This window comes from Calothrix sp. CBUCES-K 9914, assembly GCF_059640475.1.
The window spans coordinates 1-17,951 of the sequence record NZ_JBXXZH010000198.1; the positions used below are offsets into that span (position 1 = coordinate 1).

Below are 17,951 nucleotides of genomic sequence, written 5' to 3' on the forward strand. Positions count from 1 at the left end.
TAGGACTTACGAAATTGGCACATATAAAGCGTAGGGTGTGTGACGCTACGAAAAAACTTCAACGGAGTTATAAGACTTGTAGCGTCACGCACCAAACAATAATTGTGACAGTAGCGTAAGTCCTAGATATAACAGGTGATGGAGCATATGGCGCCTTAAAATCTGAAGTAGGAAATTCTTGTAGCACAGGCGTCCCGCCTAAGATACTGCATTTAAGTAGAAACTGCTATCCTGTATAATAGGACTTACATCTCCATGAGGTTTCATGAAATCAATTGAGCAGCTGACAGAAGAACTCCTAGCACTCAAGAGTGCATCCAGGGCGTTATTAGCCCAAAAGTTACTTGAAAGCTTGCAATTTGATACTGAACCAACAATCCAAGCAGCTTGGATGACTGAAGCTCTTAAACGGCGTTTAGAAATTCGCTCTGGTTCTGTACAACCAATTTCAGGAGAAGAAGCTCTTGCTACTGTAAGACGGTTGCTAGAGCCATGAAGTATGTATTTCATCCCGAAGCAGTCACCTACACGCTACGCTATAATTGATGAAGATGTGCGGCTCCGGTATGGCACATCGTTTTCCATATGGAATTCTTTACACAATTGAGCAAGACTATATTATTACTTTAGCAGTAATGCATTGCAGTCGAGAACCTGGATACTGGAAAAGTCGCAGATAGAGAAAGTAATGAAGTTTGTGCTGTTTGCCATATCAGCATATGGTGTTTTCCGTATATTTCGCGGTAAGCAAATAACGTGATAATTTAAGATATGAAGAAACTTTTGTGGCAGTGTCGCTGTGCTGTGTGTTTACTGTGATAATCTGAATTAAGTTCATGTGTTCTGTGCTATATGGCGATTCCACATCCAGTACAATATCAGGGTAGTAAAAGAAACTTGGCGCCTGACATTTTAAAATTTCTTCCAGCAAAAGTTGAAAGGTTAGTAGAACCATTTGCGGGAACTGCGGCAATAAGTGTTGCTGCATCTTGGAAACTCCTAACTCAGAAGTTTTGGATAAATGATTTAAATAAGCCACTAGTGGAATTGCTAGAGTTAATTGTAGAACAACCGTCAACTATAGCAGGCGCCTATACAGAAATCTGGAATCAACAGCATAGTGATTCTATAGAGCATTATTATCAAGCAAGGTATAAATTTAATCAGACTAACGACCCGAAAATTCTTTTATATTTGCTAGCGCGATGTGTTAAGGGCGCCGTTAGATACAACTCTGAAAAACTTTTTAATCAAAGCCCTGACAAACGGCGTAAGGGAACTCACCCTGATAAAATGAGGAAAAACATAGAAGGTGTTTCCAAACTACTTAAAAGTAAGTGTGTATTTACGAGCTTAGATTACAGAGAGGTGTTAGCCCAAGTTAAACAAAGTGATTTTGTTTATATTGACCCTCCTTACCAAGGAGTTTGCGGAGAAAGAGACTCAAGATACCTTGCTGGAATAAACTTTGACGATTTTGTTGATTCGCTTGAAAATTTGAATCGTAGACACATACCATTTGCAGTTAGCTACGATGGGAGACGCGGAAATAAAACTTTTGGTAATGACTTACCTTCACATTTAAAACTCACAAAAATAGAAATCGTTGTTGGGCGGTCATCTCAAGCAACATTATTAGGTAGGGAGGAAGTCACAATAGAGTCTTTGTACTTATCGCCTGCTTTACTTCACAATTCAGGTCACTTATCACGAAGCTATATTAACCAGGCGCCTAAACAGCTAAATTTATTTGAAAGCTATGAAAAGTCAACAGCAGCTACCTGACGATTTTATACAACTTTGTCGGTCAGTTACTGCAAAAAGACCGAAAGCTGTTATCGACCATATATTACAACACGGTTTTGTAACAACTGAAGACTTGAAAAATACATACGGCTATAATCATCCACCACGAGCAGCTAGAGATGTTCGTGAAAACGGAATTCCTCTAGATACTTTCCGTGTAACAGGAAGCGATGGTAGAAATATAGCTGCATATAAATTTGGAGATATTAGCAAGGCGAAGTTTTCTAAATTTTATGGTAGAACAAGTTTATCGAAAGTGTTAAAGACTGAATTGGTCAAAAGGTATGGTTGTAAATGCTTTATTTATTTAGAAGAAATTCCAGAGCGCGAATTACAAATTGACCACCGCATTCCCTTTGAGGTTGATGGAGAGCCAGAACTATCCGCTGAAAATTTTATGTTGCTTTGTGGTTCTGCCAACAGGGCGAAATCTTGGTCATGTGAGCATTGTGAAAATTGGAATAGCATTAAAGACAAATCAATTTGTTTGTCTTGTTACTGGGCTTATCCAGAAAATTATACACATATTGCAATGCGCCAGGTTAGAAGAATTGATATGATATGGCAAGGAGAAGATGTTGAACTATACGAAAGATTAAAACAACAAGCTGTCAGTATGGACAAAGATATTCCCCAATTAATCATGCCCACCTTACAACTGCACAGGCGAGACGCCTATGCTACGGGCAATTTGTTACATTTGTGAAGCTATTTTTATTGGGTTGGAAAGTTGTGGCGCCTATATTATCTAGGTCAACTACCAAAAAGTCGCCACTATTACGCTGAAGCGAGAAACCAGTAGTATTTTTATTGTTCCTTAATGCTAAACACATTAGTTTATCACTGTTATTAGCGGCACTCAGTGAATTTATTAACTGGTTCTCTAAGTTATTTAATTCAGCAATTGCAGTCATTTGAGAGCTGCCATTTGCTTGCAAGAAAATATCATTACTAGCGCTGTTAGTTATTGTATTACTATTTATGTTAACTTTGGAAGTTGCGGCGCCATTAGTTTGTACAAATATTCCTTGTCCAGCACTATTACTAATTTGTGTATTGTTAATATTAATATTTTGCTGTGTACCGTTGGCTTGGACGAATATTCCTTGACCTCCTTCGCCGTTACTATCTAATTTGGTATCATTAATTTTACCGTTGGTGAGTGTAAAGTCTTGCCGTGCGTTGTCATTTGATTGGATAAATACTCCCTGACCGCGACTACCGTTAATATTGGGATTATTCAGTGTAGCTGTTTGCTGAGTTTGCGGAGTATCTAATTTACCACTAGCTGCAATAAATATACCTTGTCCTGCACTATTCGTTACAGTTGGGTTATCTAACTTCAAGCTTTGCTTGGCGCCACCGTTAGCTGCAATAAATATACCTTGTCCACCATCACCGTTACTATCCCTTGTAGTATTATTGACAGTAGCTTGTTTGATTTCTAAATCTTGTGTAGAGCTATTTGCTTGCACAAAAATTCCTTGACCACTGTTATTATTTACTGTAGGTTGATTAACTGTAACATTTTGTTTTGCTCCATCATTTGCGGAAATAAATAAACCTTGCGATGAGTTATCTGTAACTACTGGGCTATTTAAAGTAAACTTCTGTTGTCCACCGTTAGCGGCAATAAATATACCTTGACCACCATCACCGTTACTATCTTTAACTGTATTACTAGCAGTTATTTGATTGATGGTAAATTCTTGCTGTGAGCTACCGTTTGCTTGCACAAACACACCTTGTCCAGCGTTACGAGTCGCTGTTGAGTTATCTATAGTGAAGGTTTGCTTGGCGCCAGTATTTGCTGATACAAATATACCTTGTGCCGCATTGAGCGATGCTGTGCTGTTTTCTATCTTTATAGTTTGCTGTGAGTTACCGTTTGCTGTTACGAATATACCTTGTCCACCATCACCCACACTATCTTTAACCGTTCCGCGCGCTTCAATACCTGTAATGTTTACAGTTTGACTAGCATTATTATTAGCTTGGACAAAAACACCAGTACCAGTGCTGTTAGTAATTAAATTATCTTTGAGATTAACTTGCTGCTGTGAAGTATCTGACGCTTGTGCGAAAATACCTTGCGCGCGACTGTTATTAATAATGTTATTTTCGACGTTGAATGACTGCTGATTATTTCCAAACCCTTGTAGAAATATACTTTGACTACCTGTGTTTTGAATTGTGTTATTGCTAATAATGTTGCGTCCACCTACACCGTTGAGACTAATACCCTGTCCAGATGGGTTAGTAATTTGGTTATTAGTGATAGTTAAATTGCTAACACCTGATGCTTGAATAGCGTTACCTGTAGCGTTAGTTATTGTAAACCCTTCAAGTGTAGTATTATTCCCCATCGTTACAGTCCCGTTAACAACGGGTAATTGCCCAGTTCCGGAATTTGGTATTTGTACTCTTCCTAGTTCGCGCGTTTCTACAAAGCGTGGAAGTGCATTTGAGAGTACCTTAACACCATCAGGAATATTAAATCCCTCAGAAGAAGAGTTACTAAATTCTACTAAGACAATATCTTCTGGTTTGGCGCCACTCAAAGCAGTTTGAATATTACCAGTTGGGTTTTCAACTGTTCCATCACCTGTTCCTGTACCTGGAGTTACGTAGCGAAACTCTAGAGGTTGACGAGTTTCGGAACTGGTTGCAGGTTCTTGAGTGTTTTCAATCTTACCGATAACTCCTATAGTTGGAATACGTTGCACTGACTCTGCTAACCGGGTTTTTACGTCATTACTAAGAACACGACGTGAACTACCAGCAAAGTCAAAATTGGCATTAAATACTAATCGAGTATCAAATATAGAGTCATGCTGTAACGTCAGACCCAAACTCATATTATTAGTTGGGTTAGCTATTAATCTTCCTCGTACTCCCAATGCACTGCCGACACTTTCCCCAGTGTAATAGTACATTCCTCCATACGCACGTAAATCACCTGTACCCCAACGTGCGACTGGTACACCTGCTTCTACGTCAAACCCAGCTAGCGCAACTTCAAACTGCCTGTTAACATCTAACATCAAACTATTACCAGTAAATCCCAAGCTGCGAAAAGACTCAGAAATTACTTGTTTACTTTCACCCACAGGTATATAACCGTTCGCACGTATATCCCAATTTTTTCCTAATCGCTCCAACCCTAAACCAATTTGGTTAAAAACTTTATTACCTGTATCACGAATATCATAAGCAACATAACCACCCCATACTGCATCATTAGAAGCACTAAATCTATGTCCAAGTAATATATTGCCTCCCATTGTTGCATCGGTGGATACTAACAGGCGCCCTTCTAAGAAAGTTAAGTTACCATTTGTAGCGTTTTGAAATGGAATAAACCCCTCAATACCAAAATAAGGCTCTTGATAACCGGCACCAGTCGTTGTGAAACTGCCGCTAAATCGCGGAATTACTGAGTTGTTTGTTGTTTGTGCGACCACAGAAGTGGCCGATATGAAGCAAGAGACTAGTCCAATGATGCTGTATTTTAATGTGTTTCTCATTGCGCGCGTGTTTGTTATACTTGTATCCTTTTCATATAACAGCGACGTTAACGCGATAAAATACATCAGCAATCAGTGAAATTACCATAAATTTTTGATGAAGCCCTACAATTAGGGACGGGCAAGGATGCCCATTCCAGCACGACGCATTGTTACTCAATTGATGGGTAAATATACAATACTATTGAACTACAGCACTCAATGCAATTTAAGTGTAATAATCATAAATGCAATTATTGAAATGAGTCCTATGGACGTATTGGAACTTAAAAGGGAAATCGAAACGTTGTCTCGCCGCCTGGGTAAAACCCAGGACTATCTTTGACCTACCTGCACTAACAGCCAAAATTCAAGACTTAGAACAAGTCTCAGCACAACCTGAGTTTTGGAACGACCAAACCAACGCGCAGCAAACAATGCAGGAGCTTGATGAACTCAAGGCACACCTGTCACAATATCAACAGTGGCAAAGTAATTTGGAAGATACTAAAGCTGTTGTAGAACTTTTAGAATTAGAATCTGACGAAGGGTTACTCAAAGAAGCTGAGTCTACTATCACCAAACTCAACCGCGAACTTGATAACTGGGAATTAGAGCAGTTACTTTCCGGTATGTACGATAAAGAAGGCGCCGTAATATCAATTAACGCAGGCGCCGGAGGTACAGATGCTCAAGACTGGGCGCAGATGTTACTGAGAATGTACACTCGCTGGGGTGAAGACCACGGTTACAAGGTAAACTTAGTCGAAGAATCCGAAGGCGACGAAGCAGGAATAAAATCTGCAACAATCGAAATTACTGGGCGTTATGCTTACGGTTACTTGCGTTCGGAAATGGGGACGCACCGCTTAGTGCGAATATCACCCTTTAATGCCAACGGCAAACGACAAACAAGTTTCGCTGGAGTTGAGGTGATGCCACAAATTGATAGTAGTGTCCAGTTAGATATACCAGAAAAAGACTTGGAAATCACTACATCTAGGTCTGGTGGCAAAGGTGGACAAAACGTCAACAAAGTGGAAACTGCCGTGCGTGTCGTCCACCTTCCTACAGGTATTGCTGTACGATGTACCGAAGAACGCAGTCAGCTACAAAATAAAGACAAAGCCCTCGCGCGCTTAAAAGCAAAACTATTAGTCATTGCCCAACAACAGCGCGCGAAAGAAATTGCAGAAATTCGCGGTGATATCGCAGACGCATCTTGGGGCAACCAAATTCGTAACTACGTATTCCATCCTTACCAACTGGTAAAGGATTTACGTACTAACTTGGAAACCACAGCCATCACCGATGTTATGAACGGCGAACTCGACCCATTTATTCAGTCTTACCTCAGACAGGAAAATCAATTGGTCGAAACATAATGAGTGCTGAGTGCTGAGTAATGAGTGCTGAGTTTTAACTTCTCGCTTACTCAGCACTTAGCACTCAGCACTTTCTACTTCCCCGTTGGCAAACTGGCACCCTATATTCTCAACAAACTGTTACATTATTAGTAAGGATTTGTGAGCAAATCATCATGAGTAATTCTTCTACCGAATCAAAACCAAGTTATGTTAAACTCGCCATGCGAAACATGGTACAAAAGCGTCTTACTTCTCTCAAGCATTTTGCTCTGACAACTGTGGGGTTATTAGCTGTATTGATTGGGTTAGCTTACCTAACTCGTTAATCAGAAAAGTTAATTAAGAGAAAAAGAGTACTTTGTTTTGGGGTGTAAGTTAAGAGTGCTGGTTGAACTTTGTGTACAAAACTGTTTTGATGAGTTGAATGATAGCGAAGAAACGCGCGCTACTTATAACGATGCTCAAATTGACTCAGAAACTTGGGCTGAATGGTTTAGGGTATGGCTAGAAACACTGGAAGATATACCAGGTGAAGAAATTCTAAAGGCGCCCAATTCACAGTTATGTTATGAGATAGCGCTGCGCTTGACTCTTGACTATGAAATTCAGTCTTTGAATTCTCAGTATCGTCATCAAAATAAGCCAACGGATGTGTTGGCTTTTGCAGCACTGGAGGTTGACTCTCCTCAACCAGTGTTAGACGATTTTGACTTACCATTATACTTGGGCGATATCATTATTTCTGTCGAGACAGCGAATCGACAGGCACTTTCACAGGGTCATGCACTCTCAACTGAGTTAGCTTGGTTGAGCGCACATGGACTGCTACATTTATTAGGTTGGGACCATCCGGATGACGAAACACTAGAAAGAATGTTAAAACAGCAAGTGGTAATGCTGAAACAAATAGGTATTTCTATTGATATAAATTAGTGTTAATATTTACTTGCTTAAATCGTGCTGCTTACAAAGTCTGGCTTCGGCGTCTCCTACGCTTTGAAATAGAGGTATGTATAAAATTTTCATTAATAATATATGAATTATTGATTAAATAATTGCCTCTACCTGTAGATTTTGTATCATTCGTACTAAATTTTGATTAAATAAATTGGCGCCAGTGCCATACTTTACCTAGCTTAAGTTGTAACAAGCGTATATTAGATAAAAACATACTTCGCTATCTTAATCACTTATTTATATGTCTATGTCGCAAAAACTAACACCACTACCCAAAGCCAACTCCATAGAACCAGTTGTCGTAGAACGACAATTATCTTGGAAGGTTGCCTCAAATTTACTAGTAAGCTTTAAATACGCCTGGGCTGGAGTCAGTTACGCTTTTACGACACAGCGTAATTTTCGTATTCATGTTTTTGTTGGTACACTAGCTCTATGCCTTAGCTTGTTTTTACATTTGCAAGCAGTAGAAATAGCGGTAATTGGCATAACTAGCGGTTTAGTTTTAGCTTTAGAGTTGGTAAATACAGCTATCGAGTCTTTAGTTGACTTAACTGTAAAACAAACGTATCATGATTTAGCAAAAATAGCCAAAGACTGTGCTGCTGCTGCTGTATTAATTTCAGCTTTAGTCGCAGTACTCGTTGCTGCAATACTTTTACTACCCCCGTTAATCAAGCTAGTCATGGCACAACTCTAGTACAACAAGGCAAAAGTAAAAAGTAAAAAGTAAAAAGTAAAAACGCATTCGCAAAGTATATCGTATTGAGATGACTTTAAAATCCTGCAAAAATCAGAGAAAATGCGGGAGCAGCGATAAAATACAGGAGTTATTGTCACGGTGCTGATAGTCATCGATAACTACGATAGTTTTACATATAATTTAGTTCAGTATTTAGGAGAGCTTGCGGCAGACTTCCCGGTTGCAGCAGATATTCAGGTTTTTCGCAATGATAAAATATCAATCGAAGAACTTCGCGCGCTTCCTTGTGACGGCATTGTCATATCTCCAGGTCCAGGGCGCCCAGAAGATGCAGGAATTTCACAGTTAATAATCGAGCAACTAGGTGAGAAACTGCCCATCTTAGGAGTATGCTTGGGTCATCAAAGTATTGGTCAAGTATTTGGTGGTAAGATTACTGCTGCCAAGGAACTGATGCACGGCAAAACTTCCGAAGTGTCGCACACAGGGGTTGGTGTTTTCAAAGGTATTGAAAACCCGATGACTGCAACTCGCTATCACAGCTTAGTTATTGACCGCGACACATGTCCCGAAGTATTAGAGATTACAGCTTGGGTTGATGATGGCACGATTATGGGTGTGCGCCATCGGAACTATCCTCATATTGAAGGCGTCCAGTTTCATCCAGAGAGTGTTCTTACTACTTCTGGTAAGCAGTTGCTACGTAATTTTCTCTCACAAATACAGGCGAGATAAAAATCAATGAAACGAAGAGAGTTGATAGGCTTTACTGGGGCTTCTTTAGCTACAGCATTGATTACTACCTTAGCAGGATCGAAAGTTTTCGCACAGTCCGGCGGATTATCAGTACAGTGGTTGGGTCATACCTGCTTTCTGTTTACTGGCGGGGGTCTAAGAATTTTAGTCAATCCGTTTCGCACGCTTGGCTGTACTGCTAAGTATCGCGCTCCTAAAGTCGCAGCTGATTTGGTTTTGATAAGTAGTCAGCTTTTTGATGAAGGTGCGGTTGAGGGTTTACCGGGTAATCCAAAGTTAATTTACGAACCTGGTGTTTATGACTTTAAGGGAATTAAATTCCAGGGTGTTGGTATTGACCATGACCGCAGGGGTGGAAAACAGTTTGGGATCAATGCTGCCTGGGGTTGGAGCCAAGCTGGTGTTAAAATTACTCACTTAGGTGCCCCAGCGGCGCCCATGACGTTCGAGCAAAAAGTTTTGTTTGGGCGCCCAGATATTTTATTTGTGCCTGTAGGTGGTGGGCAAAAAGCATATAACGCGGCCGAAGCAAAGCAAGCAGTTCAAGCATTAAATCCGAAATTGGTAGTTCCTACACACTTTCGTACTCAAGCTGCTGATGCAAAATGTGATATTGCTCCAATTGATGAGTTTCTTAACGTCATGCAAGGTACACCCATCAGACGTAGTAACAGCGATACTATTTCACTCTTGTCCCGTAATTTACCTGAAGCTACAACAATTCAAGTTATGAGTTATAGGTTTTGAGTAGGGTGCGTGACGCTATAACAATTGTCAAGCAAAACTAATAATCTTGTGGCGTCACGCACCAAAGTCACATCTTACTCTGCACGTAATCGCGTTACCTTGAGTATAAATGCACCTTCATTAGGCTCACTACCAAAGCTACGTACTCGAACAATATAATTACCATCTTTGGCAATGCGCTCGAACAACAGCGAATTAGTTGTTCCTTCTGCTGCATCGTCGTTTTCACCAACAACTAAACCCTTGGCGCCGATTAAGGAGACAATTGCATCAAAGCTGTCAGACTTCAAATCAATAACAATTTGGTCGCCTGCGCGTAAGTTAATGGTATAATCGCGCGCGAAGCCTCCTTCCCCTGTCGGAAAATCAGACTTTGTTAAGTTATCCTTAATTTCTTTACCAAGTGTCAGGGGTATTGGGTTATATGTTTGGCTTGGTGTTGCAGCAATTACAGCACTCCCCGTTTGATTAATTAATATTACGGTTGAAGCTATTACAATTTTACGTACAAAAAAATTCATGTTTAATTATTAATAATATCTGGCATCTAAGACTAATTAGATTGTTACTCTTATGTCAAGTGATACGCTCCCTAAACGCCATAATCAACTGCGAAATGCGATTGTTACTGTATTTACTATAGTATGTATATACGGTGTTGGAACTTACGTGATTTTACCAGCTTTGTGGCGCCACTACGAACATAACCCTAAATTAGAGCATTCACCAAAAACAACTCAAACTGCTGAAGGTATTTCTGGTGACCCCATTAACGTGGGTTTAGTTGGCACCAAGGAAGAAGTTGTGAATGCACTACTAACTGCTGGGTGGTATCCTGCCGACCCCATTACGCTCCGTTCAAGTATCGGTATTGCAAAAAGCGTCCTTTTAAAAAATTCTTATCCAACTGCTCCTGTTAGCAGCTTATATCTGTGGGGACGTAAACAAGATTTGGCTTTTGAACTGCCTGTAGGTAACACCGCGAAAAAACGTCATCATGTGCGTTTATGGCAGTCGAATGAAACAAGTTCAGATAATAGACCAGTTTGGCTTGGTTCTGCAACATTCGACACTAGTGTAGAACTGAGTCATTATACTGGACAAATTACCCATCGTATTGATGCCAATATTGATGAAGAACGAGATACATTAATGAGCTATCTTGAAAAAGCACATCAAATCAAGAATGAGTACCAAGTAACAGGTGTTGGAGCAACTTTACAGGGACGTAATGGTGGTGGTGACTATTACTATACAGATGGCGAATTGACTATTGGTGTACTGTCAGCTAATAACGAAGTACAGAAGGTGCCTATAACCAAGTCACCAAATCCTGTAGTCGTAGAAATAAAGAACAAAGTATGGTCTTCATTGCGACACTTATTTAAGTAATATTTCATTGACCTGTTTAACTTTTATGCAATTCTGGGAATACTAAGTATGTAATTACCGTACATCTTATAGCTACTGCTGGCAAAATGTTTGCACTGTCTCGTCAAATCATCGGAGTATCGCTTACGACACTATTATGTGTTATTGGAGTAACATTGCTCCAGTATCCGCGCATGAATAAAACGCTGTCTAAAAAGCAGGGGTTGTCATCTGAAGCTTTAGAACGCGATGTTAGAGTTGAAGAAGCACGTTTAAAGTTACTCCAGAAAATACCTTCGTTTGGCTACGATAATTTGCTTGCCAACTGGATGTATTTAAGCTTTCTACAATACTTTGGTGATGATGAAGCTCGTGCAAAAACAGGTTACGCTTTAAGTCCTGAGTATTTTGAAATAATCCTTAAACATGACCCGCGTTTTCGACTCGCATATTTAGGACTTTCTACAAGTACATCAATGTATGCCGCAATGCCCGAACGTTCGGTCAAAATTACTGAACGAGGTTTAAAACAGCTTACTCCTTGGGTGCCTCCTGATTCATACTATGTATGGCGATACAAAGGAATCGATGAGCTATTATTTTTAGGTAATTCTCAAGCTGCTAGAAAATCATTTCAGTCAGCAGCAGACTGGGCAAGCAAACATTCAGACGAAAATAGTAAGTTTTCTGCGAGTATTTCTCAAAATACAGCTAATTTCCTCGCCCGCAACCCCAACAGTAAACGCGCGCAAATTGCAGCATGGGGAATGGTATTACAAAATCAAGTTGACAAAGAAACCGAAAAACGCGCGATTCGTGCTATAGAAGCTTTAGGTGGTCAAGTTATTAGTACCCCTCAAGGTAATCAAATCAAACTTCCTCAAAACGACTAGTGCAACAAGGCAAAAGTCAAAAGTCAAAAGAAAGAAACCATTACCCACAAGCTTTGCGCGCTTTTTATAGCTGGTACGAGTTTTTTAGCCACGCTGCACTATTAGTAGTCTGTGTCAATAGTTTTGGGGAGTTCTTTCTTCTTAATTCTTTCTTTGCGTCCTTTGCGTCCTTTGCGGTTCGTTTATCCAACACACTAAAACTATAGGCATTCGGCACCTGAGCAGTAACATATCATATAAATAGGAGTTAAATCTATTTTTTGGTACAACAATAAACTTATCAATTCACAAACCATTGAGTTAGATATTAACAATCCAGGGTTATTATACGGTGCCACCGTTTTTACGACACTACGGGTATATAACTCTCTGGATAATCCTTTGACGCAATGGCAAGCACATCTAGAGCGTATAAAAACTTCCTTAAAGTATTTTAACTGGAAGCAACCAAATTGGGACTCTATACGTTCAGGCGCCGAATTACTGAAACAGCATTTTCCTGTACTGCGAATAACGGTGTTTCCAGATGGAAAAGAGTGGATAACAGGGAGAATGCTGGCACCCGACTTAGCTCAAAAACAAAAACATGGAGTTACAGCGAGTATAGTTAGAGATTATTACCGTTCACTGCCTACTCACAAAACAGGAAACTATCTGGCACCAATCTTAGCAAAAGCTTCGGCTGCTCAAAATCATAATTCTCAAGAAGCTATATTTATAGACGACGAAGGAAACTGGTTAGAAACGACAACAGGTAATCTTTGGGGATGGAAGGATGACGAATGGTGGACTCCTCCAATTAATGCGGGTATTTTACCAGGAATCGCGCGGGAGTATATAAAAACTAGTTTGATCAAGCAAAATCAGGTAGTACGCGAAGAACCTTGGAATATAGAGTTAGTTAGTAGCTTTAAGACACTTGCTTACAGTAATTGTGTAGTAGAACTTATACCTATTCACACTGTTATTCAACCCACAGGCAAACTAACATATAATATAGAACATAGCAGTTTGAAGCTTTTACAACAATTTTTTCATATATAGCATTCTTACATTATTGATAAAAATCGTACCTTTGTAGAGACGCGATTAAGTCGCGTCTCTACAGCACGGTGGGGTGGGTATCCTGGCTCTGAATGTAACGGGCGAGGACGCCCGTCCACAAGAGGTTCCACAAGAAGTTCCACAAGAAATTTTTTTGTAGTGTAATCCGTCTATATGTACTCAGGCACCTACTTAATTCGCTCGTTACAATATATCTTCAAGGGTTTGGTGTCAATTGGGTGCCTGCCTGTTTGACTTTACGTAGCGAATCAAAACTACAATTTTTTGCTTTTACATGAATATGAGAGCATTTTGCGATACCTTAAAATAAGTTAACATAATTCTTAACTAAACCCATTGACGAAAGGAACGCTCTGCGATTCTCATTTGATGAGGCGCTATGCGACGGCAAAACATGTACCGGAGGATTAACTGAGAGTGAATAGTAACAATAATAATAAAAAGTGGAGAAGCGCAGGGCTGTACGCACTTCTGTTCATTGTAGTCATTGCGCTAGGTACAGCGTTCTTTGACAAGCAGCCTCAAAGTAGGGAAACATGGCGTTATCAACAGTTCCTGACTGAAGTAGACAAAGGTAACGTCGCACAAGTGAAACTAAGTGCAGACCGCACACAAGCTATCGTTAAGGCGCAAAACGGCAACCAAGTTTTAGTTAATTTGGTAAAAGACGACCAAGGATTAGTTAATAGACTTATTGAGAAAGACGTAGATATTAGCGTTTTACCTCAAACCGACGAAGGTTTTTGGTTGAAGGCACTTAGCAGTTTATTTTTCCCAGTATTGCTACTAGTAGGTTTGTTTTTCTTACTTCGCCGAGCGCAAAATGGTCCAGGTAGCCAAGCGATGAACTTTGGTAAGTCGCGCGCACGGGTGCAAATGGAGCCACAAACCCAAGTTACATTTGGTGATGTTGCTGGTATCGACCAAGCTAAGTTGGAGTTGAATGAGGTTGTTGACTTCCTCAAAAACGCCGACCGCTTTACTGCTATTGGCGCCAAAATTCCTAAAGGTGTGTTATTAGTTGGACCTCCAGGGACTGGTAAAACCTTATTAGCGCGTGCTGTTGCAGGTGAAGCTGGTGTACCGTTCTTCTCCATCTCTGGTTCAGAGTTTGTTGAGATGTTTGTGGGTGTAGGTGCTTCGCGCGTTCGTGACTTGTTCGAGCAAGCAAAAGCTAATGCACCATGTATTGTATTTATAGATGAAATTGACGCAGTAGGTCGTCAACGTGGCGCCGGTTTAGGTGGTGGTAACGACGAACGTGAACAAACCCTTAACCAGTTGCTTACAGAAATGGATGGGTTTGAAGGTAACACAGGTATTATTATCATTGCTGCTACCAACCGTCCTGATGTATTAGATGCAGCGTTATTACGTCCTGGTCGTTTCGACCGTCAGGTTGTAGTAGACCGTCCTGACTATGCTGGACGTGTAGAAATTCTCAAAGTACACGCGCGTGGTAAAACTTTAGGTAAAGACGTAGATATCGAAAGAATTGCACGTCGTTCTCCAGGGTTTACAGGTGCTGACTTATCGAACTTGCTCAACGAAGCAGCAATTTTGGCTGCACGTCGCAACCTCACCGAAATTTCGATGGACGAAATTAACGATGCTATCGACCGTGTATTAGCGGGGCCTGAGAAGAAAGACCGTGTAATGAGCGAACGTCGCAAGCAGTTAGTAGCGTATCACGAAGCAGGTCACGCTCTCGTTGGTGCATTAATGCCCGACTATGACCCAGTACAAAAAATCAGCATTATCCCGCGCGGTCGTGCAGGTGGTTTGACTTGGTTTACTCCTTCTGAAGACCGGATGGACAGTGGACTTTACAGTCGCTCCTATTTGGAAAACCAAATGGCTGTTGCTTTGGGTGGACGTATTGCTGAAGAATTAATCTTTGGTGATGAAGAAGTAACAACAGGTGCTTCCGGTGACTTACAACAAGTTGCGCGCGTTGCCCGTCAAATGGTGACACGCTTCGGGATGAGCGACAAACTTGGACCTGTTGCTTTAGGGCGCCAGCAAGGTAACATGTTCTTGGGTCGTGACATCATGTCCGAACGTGACTTCTCAGAAGAAACCGCTGCTTCCATTGACGAAGAAGTACGTAAATTAGTAGACGTTGCTTACAAACGTGCGAAAGAAGTGCTACTCAACAACAAGCACATTCTTGACAAACTAGCAGATATGTTGGTTGAAAAAGAAACCGTTGACGCAGAAGAACTACAAGAGTTACTTGCAAACAACGACGTACAAACCGCAGCATTTGCGTAAGAAGTTAGGAATTAGGAATTAATTTGTAGGGTGGGCAATGCCCGCCTTACTTTTTGCTAAAATTACAGAGTTAACTAATTCTGGATTGTAAATAAAAGTTAATATATTATGCTAGAGTACAATCCATTATCTTGCTTCCCTTCTACTGAAGAACTGCCTGACTCGGACGATACGCCTGTGGATAATGAACTACAAGATTTAATACCTCATTTATTAAAAGCAATCTTGGCAATGGCTTGGTCAGAACGGATGGATTGGTTTTTTGGGGTAGACATGGCTGTTTATTATGACCCTGATTTACCCCCAATAGTACCAGATTGCTTTCTCAGTTTGGGAGTTGAACGGTATTTTGACGAAAATTTACGCTTGAGTTATGCAATTTGGGAAGAAGAGCAAGTGCCTATTTTAGCATTAGAAATAGTATCTCAAACTTATCATGGCGAATATTCCAGCAAAAAAAACCAGTATGCTTCACTAGGTGTTTTATATTACGTTGTTTACAATCCTGGGCGCCGTCGTAAAGCACGCTTTGAAGTGTATAAATTAGTGAATGACCAATATCAATTGTTATCAGGAAACCCTGCTTGGCTACCAGAAGTCGGTTTAGGTATAGGAATAGAACGGGGAACTTATCAAGATATTCCGCGCGAATGGGTATATTGGTATAACGAACAAGGGAAGCGTTTATTAACTCCAGAGGAGCGCGCGGCAAAATTAGCACAGAAATTACGCGATTTAGGTATAGACCCTGACAGTCTTTGATCTAATACCATTACATACCATTTAAGTTGGTAACATTGCCCACCTTATTTTTGTTAAAATTAAGAGTGCTGTAATAATAAGTAACTTATGGCAATTAATATCCAAATTGATGAGGCTTTAATAAAAGAAGCCCTAACCTTCGACAGCCAACAAAGCGAACGCGATGTAGTTGAGCAAGCTTTGCGTGAATACGTGCAACGTCGCAAGCAAATAAAGATTATAGATTTGTTTGGGACAATTGATTACGACGAAGACTATAACTATAAAAAACAACGGCAAAAGTAATGAAAATAGTTGTAGATACTTCTGTATGGTCATTAGCCTTACGGCGAAATAATCCTCCAGAGGCAATGCCTGTTGTCAACCAGTTGTATAGTTTTATTACTGATGGTCGAGTAGTTTTATTAGGTGCTGTACGTCAAGAAGTGCTATCAGGGATTCGTAACATTGAACAACAAATCATTACGAGGGTCTTCTTCATTGCGTTTTCCAAAAACTGAAAATCCTTGGCAGGGTGGTCCTCCTACTATGACATCAATACAAGACTCGCCAATTTGATTATTTATACAATCTAAAATATTTTGAACAAAACTATCTGAGCTAATATCTTCTACAAGAAAGGAATAATTTATACCTAATTGCTTGCTAAATCTATTTTTATGTGTTAATTGCGCGTTTGGATGTATGTCAATTGCTGCAACTAATTTAAAACAACTCTCATTGCGACTGGCTAACAACATTCCTTCTGTAAATCCTCCGGCGCCTGCAAATAAGTCTAAAAACGTATATATAGTCATAATTATATAAATATTAAATGTATATTTTAGCTAGTAGGTGGCAGCATTTCTTCAATACAAATTACTAAATCAGGGAATTGTAATGGTGAAATAGTTTTATCTTCACTCAAAATAGTTTTACTTTTGTAACCTTCTAGTGTTGGTTGTCTATATACATATAATTCACGGTTAAGTACATCTAAAACCCAGTAATCAGTAATACCCGCTTTTGCGTAAGCTTTGCCTTTGGTATCGCAGTCAAATTTTAAACTACTATCTGCAACTTCGATAATCAAATAAACTTCTTCTGGAGTAGGATGATGGTCAGCGTAATCTAAAGGGTCTATTTTAACTACAGCTACATCAGGTTCTGGCTCAGAATTATTACTTAAAGATATTGGGTCTTGGATAGATACCCACGCGCGATTTTTCAAAGCGTCTTTAAATAAGTAATCTGCTCTACCTACCGCTGACCTATGTGCTGTTCCCTTTGCGCTCATCCAAATAATTTTTCCTTCGAGAAGTTCTAATCGTTCTGAATTGTCCAAAATACCATTAGAAGCCATACGATGGTATTCATCAACTGTCCATAAACGAAGATTAAAGGTAGTTTCTATACTTTGCATAACTATAATAGTAACTTGAAAGTTAAAGAGTATTTATCTAATTTTATATTTTGGAGAAGGCAACAGTAAAAGTAAAGCGGTGTTGTATTCGTTACTTTTTCATATTACAGAGACACTGAGAATAGTTTTTCCTAGAGGATATTTACATCTAGCTTATCCTCTAGGAACTGTGGGTATATTTTCCTAGTAGTGGTTCATGTCATTAATTTTGGGGCGTTGGCGCAGATTCTAATCCCCCCTGCCTCCCTTAATAAGGGGGTACAAAAGGGTCATTCTTAGCCCCCCCTTATTAAGGCTACCGTGTACACATAACTTTTTGGCATCGGGAGCAGGGAGGTATTG

Annotated in this window: 19 protein-coding genes; 15 read left to right on the forward strand and 4 right to left on the reverse strand. The window is 40.1% G+C overall.

The window, feature by feature from the left end; translation table 11 throughout:
* Positions 1–265 precede the first annotated feature (265 nt).
* From AC2JBO_RS32240 to AC2JBO_RS32250, 3 genes are all read left to right on the forward strand, one after another.
* On the forward strand, positions 266–496 hold the full coding sequence (locus AC2JBO_RS32240; protein WP_496957715.1) for an addiction module protein: 231 nt from the start codon (positions 266–268) through the stop codon (positions 494–496).
* Between the two features lie 356 nt (positions 497–852).
* Positions 853–1,785 (forward strand): Dam family site-specific DNA-(adenine-N6)-methyltransferase, encoded by a 933-nt coding sequence (locus AC2JBO_RS32245; RefSeq protein ID WP_496957716.1) that lies wholly within the window; start codon positions 853–855, stop codon positions 1,783–1,785.
* Positions 1,760–2,512, forward strand: coding sequence for an HNH endonuclease (locus AC2JBO_RS32250; protein WP_496957717.1), 753 nt, complete (start codon positions 1,760–1,762; stop codon positions 2,510–2,512). Before AC2JBO_RS32245 ends, AC2JBO_RS32250 begins: the two co-directional genes overlap by 26 nt.
* Here the strand turns inward: AC2JBO_RS32250 and AC2JBO_RS32255 are convergent.
* The gene (locus AC2JBO_RS32255) at positions 2,487–5,270 is read right to left on the reverse strand and encodes a right-handed parallel beta-helix repeat-containing protein (RefSeq protein WP_496957718.1); all 2,784 of its coding nucleotides are present in this window, start codon (positions 5,268–5,270) and stop codon (positions 2,487–2,489) included. The genes AC2JBO_RS32250 and AC2JBO_RS32255 overlap by 26 nt on opposite strands.
* Positions 5,271–5,583: 313 nt before the next feature.
* On the opposite strand from AC2JBO_RS32255, the gene prfB reads away from it, so the two are divergent.
* From prfB to AC2JBO_RS32285, 6 genes are all read left to right on the forward strand, one after another.
* A protein-coding gene (prfB, locus tag AC2JBO_RS32260; RefSeq protein ID WP_496957731.1) for a peptide chain release factor 2 occupies positions 5,584–6,697 on the forward strand; the annotation gives its coding sequence in 2 pieces (ribosomal slippage) (positions 5,584–5,655 and positions 5,657–6,697; 1,113 coding nt in all).
* A 155-nt stretch (positions 6,698–6,852) separates the two neighbouring features.
* Positions 6,853–7,005 carry a DUF3285 domain-containing protein gene (locus AC2JBO_RS32265; protein WP_496957719.1) on the forward strand — a complete coding sequence of 51 codons (153 nt, stop codon included), beginning with the start codon at positions 6,853–6,855 and terminating at the stop codon, positions 7,003–7,005.
* A 55-nt stretch (positions 7,006–7,060) separates the two neighbouring features.
* Positions 7,061–7,612 carry an rRNA maturation RNase YbeY gene (gene ybeY, locus AC2JBO_RS32270; RefSeq protein ID WP_496957720.1) on the forward strand — a complete coding sequence of 184 codons (552 nt, stop codon included), beginning with the start codon at positions 7,061–7,063 and terminating at the stop codon, positions 7,610–7,612.
* A 271-nt stretch (positions 7,613–7,883) separates the two neighbouring features.
* Positions 7,884–8,336: a diacylglycerol kinase family protein gene (locus tag AC2JBO_RS32275; RefSeq protein WP_496957732.1), complete on the forward strand. Its 453-nt coding sequence runs from the start codon at positions 7,884–7,886 to the stop codon at positions 8,334–8,336.
* A gap of 141 nt (positions 8,337–8,477) precedes the next feature.
* On the forward strand, positions 8,478–9,074 hold the full coding sequence (locus AC2JBO_RS32280; protein WP_496957721.1) for an anthranilate synthase component II: 597 nt from the start codon (positions 8,478–8,480) through the stop codon (positions 9,072–9,074).
* A gap of 6 nt (positions 9,075–9,080) precedes the next feature.
* Positions 9,081–9,842, forward strand: coding sequence for an MBL fold metallo-hydrolase (locus tag AC2JBO_RS32285; RefSeq protein ID WP_496957722.1), 762 nt, complete (start codon positions 9,081–9,083; stop codon positions 9,840–9,842).
* Between the two features lie 74 nt (positions 9,843–9,916).
* On the opposite strand, the gene AC2JBO_RS32290 is transcribed toward AC2JBO_RS32285, so the two are convergent.
* Positions 9,917–10,363 (reverse strand): PPC domain-containing protein, encoded by a 447-nt coding sequence (locus AC2JBO_RS32290; RefSeq protein WP_496957723.1) that lies wholly within the window; start codon positions 10,361–10,363, stop codon positions 9,917–9,919.
* 52 nt (positions 10,364–10,415) lie between these two features.
* Between AC2JBO_RS32290 and AC2JBO_RS32295 the strand changes: the two genes are divergently transcribed.
* From AC2JBO_RS32295 to AC2JBO_RS32320, 6 genes are all read left to right on the forward strand, one after another.
* Entirely contained in the window at positions 10,416–11,234 is an 819-nt protein-coding gene (locus tag AC2JBO_RS32295; RefSeq protein WP_496957724.1) for an LssY C-terminal domain-containing protein, read from the forward strand.
* Positions 11,235–11,320: 86 nt separating this feature from the next.
* Positions 11,321–12,106 carry a hypothetical protein gene (locus AC2JBO_RS32300; protein ID WP_496957725.1) on the forward strand — a complete coding sequence of 262 codons (786 nt, stop codon included), beginning with the start codon at positions 11,321–11,323 and terminating at the stop codon, positions 12,104–12,106.
* Between the two features lie 255 nt (positions 12,107–12,361).
* Complete coding sequence (locus tag AC2JBO_RS32305; RefSeq protein WP_496957733.1) at positions 12,362–13,150, forward strand: aminotransferase class IV; 789 nt, start codon at positions 12,362–12,364, stop codon at positions 13,148–13,150.
* 438 nt (positions 13,151–13,588) lie between these two features.
* Positions 13,589–15,445: an ATP-dependent zinc metalloprotease FtsH3 gene (ftsH3, locus tag AC2JBO_RS32310; RefSeq protein WP_496957726.1), complete on the forward strand. Its 1,857-nt coding sequence runs from the start codon at positions 13,589–13,591 to the stop codon at positions 15,443–15,445.
* A gap of 108 nt (positions 15,446–15,553) precedes the next feature.
* A complete protein-coding gene (locus AC2JBO_RS32315; protein WP_496957727.1) occupies positions 15,554–16,207 on the forward strand; it encodes a Uma2 family endonuclease in 654 nt (217 codons plus the stop codon).
* 87 nt (positions 16,208–16,294) lie between these two features.
* A complete protein-coding gene (locus AC2JBO_RS32320; protein ID WP_496957728.1) occupies positions 16,295–16,492 on the forward strand; it encodes a type II toxin-antitoxin system VapB family antitoxin in 198 nt (65 codons plus the stop codon).
* 146 nt (positions 16,493–16,638) lie between these two features.
* Here the strand turns inward: AC2JBO_RS32320 and AC2JBO_RS32325 are convergent, their stop codons facing one another.
* Positions 16,639–17,004 (reverse strand): DNA cytosine methyltransferase, encoded by a 366-nt coding sequence (locus AC2JBO_RS32325; protein ID WP_496957729.1) that lies wholly within the window; start codon positions 17,002–17,004, stop codon positions 16,639–16,641.
* 26 nt (positions 17,005–17,030) lie between these two features.
* Positions 17,031–17,609 (reverse strand): Uma2 family endonuclease, encoded by a 579-nt coding sequence (locus AC2JBO_RS32330; RefSeq protein WP_496957730.1) that lies wholly within the window; start codon positions 17,607–17,609, stop codon positions 17,031–17,033.
* Positions 17,610–17,951: the final 342 nt, after the last annotated feature.